This is a genomic window from Deinococcus koreensis, from assembly GCF_002901445.1.
Classification (GTDB): domain Bacteria; phylum Deinococcota; class Deinococci; order Deinococcales; family Deinococcaceae; genus Deinococcus; species Deinococcus koreensis.
Genome location: NZ_PPPD01000001.1, coordinates 775800 through 789319, shown reverse-complemented (window position 1 = coordinate 789319; position 13520 = coordinate 775800). Strand labels below are relative to the sequence as shown.

General features: G+C 69.6%; 14 protein-coding genes and 2 pseudogenes. 13 read left to right on the top strand and 3 right to left on the bottom strand.

Translation table 11 applies throughout. From position 1 onward, the window contains the following. The first annotated feature begins 2 nt into the window (after positions 1–2). From CVO96_RS03660 to CVO96_RS03645, 4 genes are read left to right on the top strand one after another with little or no spacing between them, the layout of a single operon-like run. Entirely contained in the window at positions 3–2906 is a 2904-nt protein-coding gene (locus CVO96_RS03660; RefSeq protein ID WP_103310453.1) for a transglutaminaseTgpA domain-containing protein, read from the top strand. 22 nt (positions 2907–2928) lie between these two features. Continuing rightward, positions 2929–3423 (top strand): hypothetical protein, encoded by a 495-nt coding sequence (locus CVO96_RS03655; RefSeq protein ID WP_103310451.1) that lies wholly within the window; start codon positions 2929–2931, stop codon positions 3421–3423. Continuing rightward, complete coding sequence (locus tag CVO96_RS03650) at positions 3420–3809, top strand: hypothetical protein (protein ID WP_103310450.1); 390 nt, start codon at positions 3420–3422, stop codon at positions 3807–3809. The genes CVO96_RS03655 and CVO96_RS03650 overlap by 4 nt, the downstream gene beginning before the upstream one ends. Before the next feature lie 4 nt (positions 3810–3813). Next, positions 3814–4128 (top strand): hypothetical protein, encoded by a 315-nt coding sequence (locus tag CVO96_RS03645; protein ID WP_341476162.1) that lies wholly within the window; start codon positions 3814–3816, stop codon positions 4126–4128. Between the two features lie 4 nt (positions 4129–4132). Here the strand turns inward: CVO96_RS03645 and CVO96_RS03640 are convergent, their stop codons facing one another. Beyond that, entirely contained in the window at positions 4133–4807 is a 675-nt protein-coding gene (locus tag CVO96_RS03640; protein WP_103310448.1) for a pyroglutamyl-peptidase I, read from the bottom strand. A 72-nt stretch (positions 4808–4879) separates the two neighbouring features. Between CVO96_RS03640 and CVO96_RS03635 the strand changes: the two are divergent. The 8 genes and pseudogenes from CVO96_RS03635 to CVO96_RS03605 form a co-directional block, all read left to right on the top strand. After that, positions 4880–5336 (top strand): annotated as a pseudogene (locus tag CVO96_RS03635) (IS5 family transposase); the annotation flags it as partial. Positions 5337–5357: 21 nt separating this feature from the next. Next, positions 5358–5846: a winged helix-turn-helix domain-containing protein gene (locus CVO96_RS03630; RefSeq protein ID WP_103310445.1), complete on the top strand. Its 489-nt coding sequence runs from the start codon at positions 5358–5360 to the stop codon at positions 5844–5846. Next, entirely contained in the window at positions 5738–6421 is a 684-nt protein-coding gene (locus CVO96_RS03625; protein ID WP_341476161.1) for a transposase, read from the top strand. Before CVO96_RS03630 ends, CVO96_RS03625 begins: the two co-directional genes overlap by 109 nt. Positions 6422–6426: 5 nt before the next feature. Then, positions 6427–6747, top strand: a pseudogene (locus CVO96_RS03620) (transposase); the annotation flags it as partial. 113 nt (positions 6748–6860) lie between these two features. Beyond that, positions 6861–7748, top strand: coding sequence for a DUF3592 domain-containing protein (locus CVO96_RS20625; RefSeq protein ID WP_133161733.1), 888 nt, complete (start codon positions 6861–6863; stop codon positions 7746–7748). 163 nt (positions 7749–7911) lie between these two features. Further along, a complete protein-coding gene (locus CVO96_RS03615; protein ID WP_103310439.1) occupies positions 7912–8778 on the top strand; it encodes a DNA-formamidopyrimidine glycosylase in 867 nt (288 codons plus the stop codon). A 41-nt stretch (positions 8779–8819) separates the two neighbouring features. Continuing rightward, positions 8820–9464 carry a pyridoxamine 5'-phosphate oxidase gene (gene pdxH, locus CVO96_RS03610; protein WP_103310436.1) on the top strand — a complete coding sequence of 215 codons (645 nt, stop codon included), beginning with the start codon at positions 8820–8822 and terminating at the stop codon, positions 9462–9464. A 73-nt stretch (positions 9465–9537) separates the two neighbouring features. Beyond that, complete coding sequence (locus tag CVO96_RS03605; RefSeq protein WP_103310434.1) at positions 9538–9954, top strand: organic hydroperoxide resistance protein; 417 nt, start codon at positions 9538–9540, stop codon at positions 9952–9954. Positions 9955–10110: 156 nt separating this feature from the next. Here the strand turns inward: CVO96_RS03605 and CVO96_RS03600 are convergent, their stop codons facing one another. Continuing rightward, positions 10111–11610, bottom strand: a complete 1500-nt coding sequence (locus CVO96_RS03600; protein WP_103310432.1) for an ATP cone domain-containing protein — start codon at positions 11608–11610, stop codon at positions 10111–10113. A gap of 247 nt (positions 11611–11857) precedes the next feature. Then, positions 11858–12475, bottom strand: coding sequence for a TetR/AcrR family transcriptional regulator (locus CVO96_RS03595; protein WP_103310430.1), 618 nt, complete (start codon positions 12473–12475; stop codon positions 11858–11860). 161 nt (positions 12476–12636) lie between these two features. On the opposite strand from CVO96_RS03595, the gene ppgK reads away from it, so the two are divergent. After that, positions 12637–13506 (top strand): polyphosphate--glucose phosphotransferase, encoded by an 870-nt coding sequence (gene ppgK / locus CVO96_RS03590; RefSeq protein WP_103310428.1) that lies wholly within the window; start codon positions 12637–12639, stop codon positions 13504–13506. Positions 13507–13520 lie beyond the last annotated feature (14 nt).

Below are 13520 nucleotides of genomic sequence, written 5' to 3'. Positions count from 1 at the left end.
CGATGACTGCCGCCCCGCAGACGCCCGTCCACCAGCCCCCAGGAGTCCGGCCGGCCCGCCTGCGCTTGGGGCTGACCCAGTTCGGCACGTCCTTTCTGGTGCTGGTGCTGCTCACCCTGATCGGCTGCGTGAACTACGACCTCAGCCTGGGGTACGGCCTGACCTTCCTGCTGGCCGGGGTGTGGGTGGTCGCGGCCGCGCAGGCGCTGCAGGCCGCCCGGCGCCTGCGGGTCAGCGTGTCGGCGCCCGCCGAGGCCACGGCCGGCCAGGACGCCCGCTTCACGCTGCGCGTGTCCGCCGAGGGGCGCGGCCTGCCGCTGGCCGTGATCGCCACCACCACCCAGGGCGACACGCGCTACCTGAATGCCCGCGTGCCGGACGGCGAGGCCCTGAACCTGAGCCTGAGGGTGCCTGCCCGCGTGCGCGGCCCGCTGGGGCTGAGTGGCCTGAAGGTCGGGGCGCTGGACACGCTGGCCCTCTGGCAGGTCAACCTGACGGCGCCGGCGCTGCCCAGCGTGCTCGTCCAGCCGGCGCCGGAGGAGGGGGCCCCGCCCGCGCCGCCGCGTGTGCAGGGCGGCCCCGGCGACGGCGGGCGGCGCACGGCCGGCGACGAGGAGTTCTCCGGTCTGCGGCCCTACGCGCCCGGCGACTCGCCCCGGCAGGTGTCGTGGCGGCACGTGGCCCGCACCGGCACCCTGCTCACCCGCGAGACCGACGCGCCGCTGGGCAGCGCGACCGTGCTGGACTGGGAGGACACGGCGGGCGCCGGAGAGCTCGAGGCGCGGCTCTCGCGGCTGGCCGCCTGGATCACGCAGCTGCGGGGCGGCCAGCGGCCCTTCGCGCTGAACCTGCCGGGCGAGACCCTGAGCGCCGGGTCGGGCGACGGGCACGCCCAGGGCGCCCTGAACGCCCTGGCCCGCTTCACGCCGCTGCCGCAGCCGCCCGAGCGCCGGGAGCACCGCACCTCGCCGCCGGTGCCGCTCTCGGCCGGCCCCATGCGGGCCACGCTGCTGGCGCTGGCCTTCGCGCTGGCGCCCGCCGCGCTGCGCCAGCCCTGGTGGATCACGGCCCTGATCGTGGGGCTGCTGCTGCACACCGACTGGCGGGTGGGGCGCGGCCGCGAGCCCCTGCCGACCTGGGGGCTGGGGCTGGTGGCGGGCCTGAGCGCGGCGTTGCTGGGCGGTACCTATGGCACGCTGCTGGGCCGCGACGCCGGCACCGCGCTGCTGGCCCTGCTGGCCGCCCTGAAGACCGCCGAGAGCACCACCCGCCGCGACGCCAACCTGCTGGTGCTGCTGGGCCTGTTCGTGACCAGCACGCAGTTCTTCTTCAGCCAGGGGCCGCTCACCGCCCTGCATACCGTGCTGGCCGCCTGGGCGCTGCTGGCGGCGGCCGCCCGCTGGACGGTGCCCGCCGCGCCGGGCCAGGACGCCCCCCAGGGCGAGGTGCTGGCCCAGGTGGGCAGCGTGCTGGCCCTGGCGGCGCCGCTGGCCCTCACCCTGTTCGTGCTGTTCCCGCGCCCCGCCGGCCCGCTGTGGACCCTGGCGCTGCAGGGCCAGGCGACCACCGGCCTGGCCGACGAGATCACGGCCGGCGAATTCAGCGACCTCGCCCAGAGCCGCGCCGTGGCCTTCCGGGCCGATTTCCAGGGGCCGGTGCCGCCGCCCGAGCAGCGCTACTGGCGCGGCCCGGTCTACGAGGCCTACGACGGGCAGCGCTGGGGCCAGGTGCGCCAGAACAGCGCCTCCGCCAGCATCGACTTCACGGGGCCGGTGTGGTCGTACACGCTGACCCTGGAGCCGACCTCCAGCCCCTGGGTGCCGGCGCTGGACGTGCCGGCGCGGCTGCCGGAGGGCACCTTCCTGACCACCGGCTTCCAGGCCGTTTCCCTGCGGCCCCTGACCACCCGGCGGCGCCTGACCCTGGAAAGCCGCACCGCGCGCCTGGGTATTCGCGAGAACGAGGACAGGCTGCGCTTCGACCAGTCGCTGCCGCCGGGCGAGAGTCCCCGCGCGCTGGCCCTGGCGGCGGCGTGGCGGGCCCTGCCCCCGGAAGACCGGGTGGGCGCGGGCCTGGACTTCCTGCGGGGCGGCGGTTTCAGCTACACCCTGAGCCCGCCCCGGCTGCCGGAGCGTAACCGCGTGGACGCCTTCCTGTTCGGCTCCCGGCAGGGATTCTGCGAGCACTACGCCAGCGCCTTCGTGTTCCTGATGCGCGCCGCCGGCCTGCCGGCCCGCATCGTGGGGGGCTACCTGGGCGGCGAGCAGAACCCCGACGGCGGCTACCTGATCGTCCGCCAGCAGGACGCGCACGCCTGGGCAGAAGTGTGGCTGCCTGGCCAGGGCTGGGTGCGCGTCGATCCCACCGCCCTGATCGCCCCGGCGCGCGTGAACGCCGGATTGCAGACCGCCCTGACCAGCCCCCAGGCGACCGTGGCCCCGGCCCGCAGTCCGCTGGCCCGCCTGCAGCTGCGCCTGGACGGCGTCCAGAGCCGCTGGAACGATCTGGTCATCGGCTACGACGACCTGCGCCAGCAGCAACTGCTGGGCTGGCTGGGGCTGGGCGGGGTGGGCTCGCCGGCCTATCTGCTGGCCCTGCCAATCTTGCTGCTGCTCGCGCTGCTGCCCGCCCTGTGGCTGCGCCGCCAGCTGGCCCGCCCGCGTGATCCGGCCGCCCGCGCGCTGCACGACCTCAGCGTGCGTCTGGGTGTGCCCAGGGGGCCGGGCGAGACGGCCAGCGCCTACGCCCTGCGTGTCCGTCAGGATCGGCCCCACCTGAGCGCCGGGCTGGACGAGCTGGTGCGCGCCTACCACGCCGCCCGCTACGCCCCGCCCGCACCCGGCGCCAGGGGCCGGAATGAGGCCCTGGTCGCCCTGAAAAGCGCCCTGCGCCGCATCCGGCGCTGAGGCGGCCGGGTAGCATGGGGGAGTGAACGTGCCCCGCTCCTTTCTCTCCGTGCTGGCCGGACTCTCGGCCGCGCTGATCACCTACGGCGTCCTCTTCGTGCGCGGCGACCTCTCCGGCGTGATGGCCTACCTGCGGGCGCGCGGGGCGCTGAGGCGGCTGCGGGAAGCCGGGGCCGACACGGCCGCCCTGAACGCCGCCCGCGAGAGGCTGCAGGCCATCGGGGAGCAGGTCGCCGACCCGGCCCTGGCCGCCCGCCTGATTCCCCTGGCGCTGCTGGTGGGCGTGGTCGTGGCGTGGATGGTCTGGCGGCTGTTCGCCCGGCAATCTGCCCGCCCAGCTCCCAGCGCCCAGGAACGCATGGTGTACCGCCTCGCCCACCGCAAGGGCGGCCGCTTCACGCTGGAGGATCTGCGCCTGCAGAGCCCGCTCAGCGAGGATCAGGCCCGCGCCGTGACCGCCCGGCTGGTCGAGCGGGGTCGCCTGACGCGCGAGGGCGAGGGCTTCCGCCTCCTATGAACCCCGCGGAGCTGGCCCGGCTGCTGGACGAGGCGAACCACGATCCCTGGGAGAGCGTGAGCGCCGCCCTGGCGCGCGTGGACGGCCAGCCCCACCCGCGCATCGGCTGGCTGACCACCCACCTGAGCGCCACCAAACGCGAGGCCTGGACGCGGATCGCCGCCGCGACCGGCGCGCCCGCCCCCCCCGAGGACGCCGGCCTGACGCGCCTGATGCGCTGGGAGGTGGGGGCCGCCGGACTCCTGCCGGAAGCCGCGCTGGACACCACCGTGGAGCACTCGGGCCGCCTGATGAGCGTGGCTGCCCTGCTGCGCCTGAACGCCCGCCACACCGCCTGGCACGCCGGACAGATCGCCGCGCTGGCCGGGCAGACCCGGTGGGCCTGAGCCCATGCCGGGGAAGCGGGTGCCGGCGGATCGTCCCTTCCTGACCGAGCCTCGACCTGAAGGGGAACAGGCGTCCGGCACCGCTCCAGACGCCCTGTTCGATCTGGCCGTCAACCGCGCCTGTGCCGCGCTGCGCGGCCTGCGTCCGGCCGATCCTGCGGGGGCGCTGGCCGCGTGGCACGCCCGCACCCGCTTCGCCCGGCGCATCGGGCTGGACGCCGTGAAGGCCGCCCTGGACGCTCATCCCGGCGCAGGCGCGTGGCACTGGGCAGGGGGGCCGGACGGAGGGTGGACAGCAGGACGGGCCCCGTTTCCGTAGCGGCTCAGTCGGCCCGAACCACGCCCCTAGCTGCTCCGACGCTCGCCGCCACGACCCCCGCCGCCATAACCTGCGCCGCCACGCGCACCGCCCGCGTGATCTCGCCCTGGGGCAGATAGGGGAGGGGCGGGCGATCCGGCGGGGCGGCCAGCGCGACCGCGGCGTTGGCGGGCACGTGCAGGAAGCCGCAGGGCACCCCGGCGCGGCCCCCCGCCTGAAGCCGCTGGAGCGCCCGGTAAAGCACGAAGTTGCACACGTACAGCCCCGCCGTGTTGGAGATGTCGCCCGGAATGTCCGCCTCCCTCCAGGCCGCCAGGATGGCCCGCAGCGGCAGCGTGCTGGACAGGGCGGCGGGGCCACCGGCCGACACGGGAGCGTCCTGATAGGTGTTCCCGGCGTTGTCCGGAATGCGGAAATCCATGACGTTCAGCGCCACCCGCTCCAGCGTCACCTGCGGGCGCCCGGCCGCGAGGCCGCACATCAGCACGGCGTCCGGCTGCAGATCGTCCAGCAGGGCGTCCAGTGCCGCACCCGCCGCCTGGGGCTCGACCGGCAGCAGGGCCGAGCGGACGCGCAGACCGCCCAGCTCCGCCCCGTCCAGCGCCCCGGCGGCCCGTGCGCTGGGATTGTCCGGGTGGGTGTGGAAGGGCTCGAAGCCGGTGAGGAGCAGCGTGGGCATACGGGGGAGTGTAGAGCCCTTCCGGAAATTCGGTAACAGTGTGCTCTACCGTGGTGGGGCACAGTGCGGTGCATGCGGCTGACTGATAAGCAGTGGGTCATCTTGATCCCCCTCATTCCAAGGCCCGTAAAGTGTACGAACCGTGGATGACCACGCCATCCAGATCGAGCAGTTCTGGATGGAATTCTCTGGATTTTTCGAACCGGTGCCTAATGGGCGGCTTTACCCAAAGGCGAGTACCCGCCCAAAACCACCTGTCATGACCGGTTTCAGGAGTGGATCGCACAGGGTGCGTTCCCCCGTATCCTCGCTGCCCTCTACGAGATGAGTGAGGATCAGAGCCTCCTTGATCCGCGCGAAGCGTTTATCGACGGCACCTTCAGCGCCGCCAAAAAAGGGGGCCGATGTCGGCCCAACCAAAAAAGGCAAGGGCACCAAGATCATGAGCATCGTGGACGCGGGCGGTGTACCGCTTGCAGGGCACACCAGCAGCGCCAGCCCTGCCGAGGTTCGGCTGGTACATGATACGGGATTAAGATGAGTTGCAAGCATGGACACGCTGCCACTGCACCCGTACCGAACCGTCACGGAACTTGAAGCGTCGTATCGATCGGCCCACCGTCCGGTCGAACGCTCCCGCTGGCACATCCTGTGGCTTAAAGCCAAAGGGTATCCCCCGCGCCAGATCGCTGATGCCACGGGGTACAACCGCAACACCATCAGCACCCTGGTGCGCCGATACAACCAGCACGGCCCTGAGGCGGTGCGCGACAAACGTCAGGACAACCACTCCGACCCCGCCCTGACCCCCGATCAGCAGCGGCAGCTCTCGGAGGCGCTGATGGAGACCCCGCCCAGGGGCGGGGTGTGGACGAGCGGCACCGCCCAGGCGTACATCTACGAGCACTTTGCGGTGGCGATCACCGAGGTGTGTGCGTGGGGGTATCTCAAACGCCTGGGGTTCAGTGTGCAGCTGCCACGTCCCCGTCACCATCTGGCGGCCGATCCAGACGTGCAGGCGGCGTTCAAAAAAAAGTAGCCCAAACATTGCGCACGGCGCAGGCAGCGTACCCGCACCAGCGGGTACGCCTGTTTGTTCAGGACGAAGGCCGCGCTGGGCTCAAACCTGTGCTCATGCGGGTGTGGGCCAAGGTCGGCCAGCGACCCATCGCGGTGCAGCATCGGGGGTTCCAGTGGCTCTACGTCTATGTCTTCGTGGAACCGGTCACCGGCACGAGTGACTTCTTGATCCTGCCGACAGTGAGCACGGCGGTCATGCAGGTGGCCCTGGCGGCCTTCAACGATGCGGTGAATCCGACTGGGCGGGACATCATCGTGCTGTTGCTGGATGGTGCGGGCTGGCACACCAGCCCGCAGCTGACCGTGCCCCCCACGATGCTGCTGGTCACGTTTCCCCCCTACACCCCGGAGCTGTCCCCAGCAGAACCGCTGGTCGGTCGAGTCAAGCGTCCCCTGGCGAACCGAACCTTCACGACCCTGGATGACGTGCAAGACGTCTTGAGCCACGAGTGCCAGCGCTTGATGGCGTCACCGTCCGAAGTGCAGTCGCTGACCGCTTTCCCCTGGATACGCCATGCCCTGAATTCATGTTAGTCCGGTATGACACGCTCGACGCCTCGTTCAGTTTGGACTTTCCTCAGCGGCTCATCGGTGACAAAGCCTACGACAGTGACGGCCTGGACATGGAACTCGCCGCGCTCGGTATCGAGATGATCGCGCCCAATCGCAAGAATCGCAAAAAGACACAAGACGGTCGGCCCTTGCGCCGCTTCAAGCGACGCTGGAAGGTGGAACGCACCATCGCCTGGCTCCAGAGCTTCCGCCGGGTCAGAACGCGAGACGCAGCGAAGGCCGAAAACTTCCTGGGCATGGTGCACCTCGCCTGCATCCTCATCATGCTCCGGGTTCTGTCCATATGACCGTGAAGCATAGAGAGATTGACAGGATCTTATCTGGAGACACACGCTGATTCGCGACCACAATCGGTGACGATCCGGAGGGTGTGTCCCTTCCATGGGTGCAGACTACGGACATGAAAGGGAAGCGGGGCTTCTTGTGGGTTGCATTCACTGGAGTTGCAGTTGTCGGGACAATTTGGAGCCTCAGCCAAGGAGAGATGTGGTTGGCGATTTTGTGCATTGTGCTGTTCTGTGTTGGTCTGCTCGGGATCCTGAGCTCAGGAACTCATCCCCATCCTGCTCCGGCTAGATCGTCCACGCTCCCACCTGAGGGGCGTGACGAAAAAAGCGTCATGCTACACGAGTCCCATGATTCCTGGGTTCGTCCTCAAGCTGAAGGTGGTGCTGAACCAGTCCTGTTCATTATTCCCTTTGTTGAAGTCGTGTTAGGGGCGTTCAGTTTTATCTATCTTGTCCAAGGTGCCATTCTTCTGCCGATCTGGCTCTTCGGTCTTCCTACCAATGTGAGGACAATGGCTTGGAGCCCGGTTCAAGCACGGGTCATTGACGCTTCGGGAGAGACATGCGGGAAATCGAAGAATGGAAGTTCTCACCGTCTCACAGTGACGTATCGCTATCAGGGGCAGACCTATGTTGCTGCGAGCCGTAGTAACCTTAACGCTTTTGTCCCTACGCTCCCACCCGGCACACGTTTGGGCGTCGTTTCTCCTTATGGTGCGGGGTGGAACTTAAGAGTCTATCACAAAGACTGCGGGCAGGACGTCAAGAACTGGATTTCTTACCCAGTACAACAGGTCTATATTAATCCCCGCCAACCCAACCAGGCGGTTGTGCACCGAGGCGTCCACTGGCCACAGAACACAGCACTGTCTCTTGGACGTGGACTCGTGCTGCTGTGGTTCACTCTGTCGCTCTTTTCACTCACAATCGGACTGCCTTTGAAAGACGTGCTGTTCCCCTGGAAGGTGGCCAAAGCTTTTATGCCGTTCACACGTGGCTAGTCCTCGAAGATGAGTCATCGCTGGAGGGTCGGCGGTTGTTCCCAAAAACGCTAGCCCCAAACATCAGTGGAGAACCTGCCGATTTTCCGGATGACTTGTAGAGCGCCCACGGGAGAGGGATCGGGCACCTTCGCGCCGCCCCGCAGGGGCTATCCTCACCCCTATGCCGGAACTGCCGGAAGTCGAGACCACCCGTCGCAAGATCGAGCCGCTGCTGCGCGGGCGCACCATCCTGCGCGTGGAGCACGATGCGCCGCACAAGTACCGCGACACGCACCTGGCCGTGGGGCGCCGCGTGCAGGGCCTCTCGCGCCGGGGCAAATACCTGATGCTGCAGCTGGCCGCGCAAGGCGCCGCCGAGGGCGACCCGCACGACCTGGAGTTCATCGTGCACCTGGGCATGACCGGGGGCTTCCGGCTGGAGCGCGGCAAGCACACGCGCGTGATCCTGGAAACCGACGCGGGGCTGCTGCATTTCGACGACGCCCGGAGATTTGGCAAGATGGCGGTCGTGCTCCCCGGCGAGTACGCCTCCATGCCCACCCTGGCCGCGATGGGCCCCGAACCCCTCTCTGACGACTTCCACGAGGCGCCCTTCGTGGCCCTGGCGCGCACGGCCCCGGCGGTCAAACCCTGGCTGCTGTCGCAGAAGCCGGTCAGCGGCGTGGGCAACATCTACGCCGACGAGGCGCTGTGGATGGCGAAGATCCACCCCGCCCAGACCCGCCTGAGCGCGCCCGAGGCCAGGCGCCTGTACCACGCCATCCGCGAGGTGATGGGCCGGGCGGTGGAGGCCGGTGGCAGCACCCTGGGCGACGGGGTGAGCAACTACCGGCAGCACGACGGCGAGGCCGGAGCGTTCCAGTTCGCCCATAACGCCTATGCCCGCAACGGCCACCCCTGCCCGCGCTGCGGCACCGAGATCGTGAAGACCGTGCTGGCGCAGCGGGGCACGCACTATTGCCCGAAGTGCCAGCAGCTTCGCGCAGAGAGCCGAGGGCAGAGAGCAGAGGGCGAGACCGATGTGTAGCTCTCTGCCGTCTGCCCTCTGCGCGCCGGGAGGCGCCGCCCATGACTGACCTCACCTCCATGCGCGTCTCGTACACGCAAGGGTCGTTGCGGCGGGCCGACCTGAAGGCTGATCCGCTCGCGCAGTTCCAGGGCTGGCTGGAAGACGCGCTGCGGGCGGATCTACCCGAGCCCTACGCGCTGCAGCTGGCGACCGCCGACGCCTCGGGGCGGCCCTCCGTCCGCACCGTGCTGCTGCGGGGGGCGGGCCCCGGGGGGCTGAGCTTCTACTCCAATTTCGAGTCGCACAAGGGGCGCGATCTGGCGGCCAATCCGCAGGCCGAGATGATCTTCTACTGGGCCGCGCTGGAGCGGCAGGTGCGCGCCTATGGCCCGGTGTCGCGCCTCCCCGATAGCGAGGCCGACGCCTACTTCCACGTCCGTCCACGGGACAGCCAGCTCGCCGCGCACGCCAGCGACCCGCAGAGTGCGCCGATTGCCGACCGGAACGCGCTGGAGGCGAAGTTCGCCGCGCTGTCGGCCCAGTACCCGGAGGGCACCGTCATTCCCCGCCCGGCCTTCTGGGGCGGCTACCGAGTGCAGGTGCAGGAGTGGGAATTCTGGCAGGGCCGCCAGGGCCGGATGCACGACCGCTTCCGGTATGTGCGGGCCGGGGAAGGCTGGCAGATCGACCGCCTGATGCCGTGATTCACCCATCCACCGCCCAGGCTGTGTAGGTCAGCCCGCTTTCCGCCGGCGCCCCACCCGCCATGCTGCCCGCATGAGTAACCTTTACACCGCCGAAGCCTCGGCCACGGGCGGCCGCGCCGGCACGACGAAAAGCAGCGACGGGCGCCTCGACCTGCCGCTGAGCGTGCCCGCCAGCATCGGCGGCGACGACGGCCCCGGCACCAACCCGGAACAGCTGTTCGCCGCCGGCTACGCGGCCTGCTTCCAGGGCGCGCTGGGCGTGATCGCCCGCCGCCAGAAGATCGAACTCAGCGACCAGAGCACCATCACCGCGCGGGTGGGGTTGCAGCGCAGCGGCCTGGGCTTCGGGCTGGACATTGAACTGGAGGGCCACTTCCCCGGCCTGAGCCCCGAGCAGGGTCTGGAACTCATGCACGCCGCGCATGGGGTGTGCCCCTACTCGGTTGCCACGCGCGGCAACGTGGACGTGCGCCTCAGCGTCCGCTGACCCTCCGCCGGCTCAGCCGCCCGCCTTCCGGCTGATCGGGGCGGGCGGATCGCCGTAAGGTCAGGTGCAGAGGGAGTGTCGTGTCCGGGAGGCCACGTTCGGGCCGCGTCGAGACCCTCCGCTCCGGGTGACTGGTGTTGCCTCCAGAATCAGGATCTACCGCTCGGCTGCTCCCGGGACGCCCAGTGCGGCGTCGGTCAGCTCCTCGCCCAGCAGGGCCGCGCGCTCCTGGGCGGTCAGGGCGATCATCACGCGGCGCAGCACCACGTCCACCGCCTGATCGGCGCTTTCATCCAGGGTCAGACCGTCGAGCAGGGGCACGTCCTGCTGCCGGGCCAGGTTCTCCAGCTCTTCTTGCATCATGCGGATCTCGCGGAAGTAGCCCATGTAGCGGTGCATGGGGCGGCTCGCGGCGGTTTCCTCGTCGCGCGACTGGAAATGCCGGCGGTGCTCCTGCTCGTCGGGCAGCGAGACCAGCATGGGAATGACCAGCGCCCCGGCGAAGGCCTCGGCGCGCAGGTAGCCGGGCACCAGATGCACGCCCTCCAGCACCAGGGAACTGCCCTCCTGCACGCTTCTCTGCACCACGGCGTTCAGCCCCACGCTGACCTGCTGCACCTGATCGCGGAAGCCGGCCAGCAGCGCCTCGCGCCCGGCCTGCTCGGGACGGCGGGTGCCGGGGGGCAACAGCGCTTCCCAGGCGTTGAAGGTGCTGGCGTGCAGGGTCGGCAGCAGGGCGGGCGAGACCATGGCGCGCATGACCTCGCGGATCGAGTCCGTGCTGACCACCCGCGCGATCCCCAGGCGGTAGGCGATCTCGGCGGCCAGGAAGCTCTTGCCGGTGCCGCTCACGCCGCCCAGCAGCACGATCACCGGGCGCGGCGGGCGGCGGATCACGCGCAGCAGCCGGTAGCGGGCGCTGATGTCCGGGCCGACCTCGTCGCGCAGCAGGGTCTCGACCTTCTCACGGATGGCGCTGCTGGTCACCACCCGGTCTTCGGTGCCGCGCAGCTCACGCTGCGTGATGCGCGCCACCTTACGGGCCACGTCCGGCGCCACCCCGGCGGCCAGCATGGACTGCACCAGAATCCCCTTGGAGAAGGGGGCGGGCACCCCCTCGCCGCTCAGCACACCCAGCTTGCCCCGGTTCTGCCGCAGGTAGCGGTAGGTCAGCCGCAGGTGCTCGCCGTAGCTCTCGGAGAGCACCTGCTCGGTCAGGGCGTCGATGTCCTCGGCGCTCAGGGTACGCACGCCGCTCTGGCGCAGCTGCACGTCCACGGCGCTGGCGGTGGCGTAGGCCTCGCGGCCGGTCAGGCCCGTGTCTTCCAGGGTGCGGGCCAGCACGCCCCGGCTGAACGGCAGGTGCCCCTTCTTGGCCGTGACCAGGATGTCCACGAAGGCCGGGATCTGGCGCGCGGCGGCCTCGGCGACCTCCGGGCCGGAGACGTCGCGGGCGATCTCGACCAGCAGGGCCTGCAGCTCAGCCGGGCTGACCAGGGTGCGGCGGGCCAGCCGGAGCTGCTGCTCGACCCGGCGTCCGGCAGCGGCGGCCCCACTGGCCGTCGCCCCGGCGTTGACCAGCGATTCCACGACCAGGCCCCGGCTGAAGGGGAAGGCGTGGCGCGGCGTGCCGATGCGAAGTTCCGGTTGGGTGATGGGCCTGACCTCCTGGGGCGGATTGGACTCAGTTTACTCCCAGGGTCTGACAGAGGACTGAATGATGTGCAGGCACGGTGTCCGGATCAGAAACAGTGTCCAGATCAGAAACAGTGTCCAGATCGGGCACAGTATCCAGATCAGGCACAGCGTCGAGCCATGGTCTGCGCCCGTCCGTGTCCAGCTTTCAGGTGGAGCTGCCCGCCCAGTGCAACCCCCCCGGTGCAACTCGCCCAGTGCAACCCGCTCAGTTCCGTCCGGCTTCCCTTTTCACGGCGCCGTCCAGCAGCAGGTTCAGGGCCAGCCGCATCTCGTCCTGCAGCGGGCGCTCGGTGCCGTAGGCGCTCCAGCGCAGGGCGACCATCAGGTAGGTGTCGGCGATCAGGTTGCTGATCCGCAGCAGGCTCAGATCCGTCCGCATCTGCCCCGACTGGTGCAGGGGGCGCAGGATCAGCTCGATCACCTTGCTCAGCGGCAGGGCCTGATACGCGGTGCGGGCGCGTTCGGGGTTGGGGTTCATGACCTCGTAGGCCAGCGGCGGGAACAGGTCGCGTTCGCGGGTGTTCTCGTCGGCCAGGCGATCCCAGACCTCGTACAGCACGCTCAGGGGCGCGGCGCCTTCCTGCAGGCGGCTCTCGGCGTGCTCGCGCAGGCGATCCATGACCTCGGAGCCGTAGTCGAGCAGCACGGCTTCCTTGTAGGGGTAGTAGTTGAAGAACGTCCCGCGTGACACGTTGCTGGCCCGCGCGATGTCGGTGGCCGTGGTGGTCTGGAAGCCGCCCCGCTTGAACAGGTCAATCGCCACGGTGTAGATGCGGGCGCGGCGCCGCTCCTTCTGACGCTCACGCAGGGACGAGGAATCCATGAGCACAGCCTATACCGTGGGCAGTCCAAAATTGCACCACGTCCAAGCAGTACTCATGCTCGGGGCCGGCCAGTGTGAGTGTCCGGGTTGGCCCCGAGCGTGGCCTGGAGTGCGGGGCGCTCCTGACCACTTCGGGCCCGTCCTCGCTTACCCTGTAGTCCATGAGTGTGATCCTGGGCATCGACATTGGCGGCAGCGGCATCAAGGGCGCACCCGTAGACACCGACACCGGCCAGCTGCTGAGCGAGCGCTACCGCATCCCCACGCCCGAGGGCGCGCGGCCCGCCGACGTGCAGGGGGTCGTGCGGCAGCTCGTGGATCACTTCGCCCTGCCCGGCGCGGTGGGCGTGACCTTTCCCGGCATCGTGCAGCACGGCCATATCCTCAGCGCCGCTAATGTGGACAAGGCCTGGATCGGCCTGGACGCCGACGCCGCCTTCACGGGGGCCACCGGGCGCGACATCCACCTCATCAATGACGCCGACGCCGCCGGGCTGGCCGAGGCGAAATTCGGCGCGGGGGCCGGCGTGAAGGGCACGGTGCTGGTGCTCACCTTCGGCACCGGGATCGGCAGCGCCCTGATCCTGGACGGCGTGCTGGTGCCCAACACCGAGCTGGGCCACCTGTGGCTGCGCGACAAACACGCCGAGACCTGGGCCTCGGACCGGGCGCGGGAACGCGACGACCTGAACTGGAAGCAGTGGGCCAAGCGGGTCAGCTCCTACCTGCAGCACCTGGAACTGCTGTTCAGCCCGGATCTGTTCATTATCGGCGGCGGGGTCAGCAAACGGCCCGAGAGGTGGCTGCCGGCCTTGACCGTGAGCCGCAGCCGGGTCGTGCCCGCCCAGCTGCAGAACGAGGCCGGGATCATCGGGGCCGCCATGATGGCCGCGCAGGCGGTTCCGGGCGTGGCAGAGCCGGCTGTACCTGCGTCGTCCCGTCCGGCAAAGCCAGCTGCGGCCGTGACGGCGCCCATGAAGAGTGCTGCGGTGAAAAAGGCGGCGTCCAAACCGGCAACGCCCCGGAAGTAGATCCTCGACTCTCT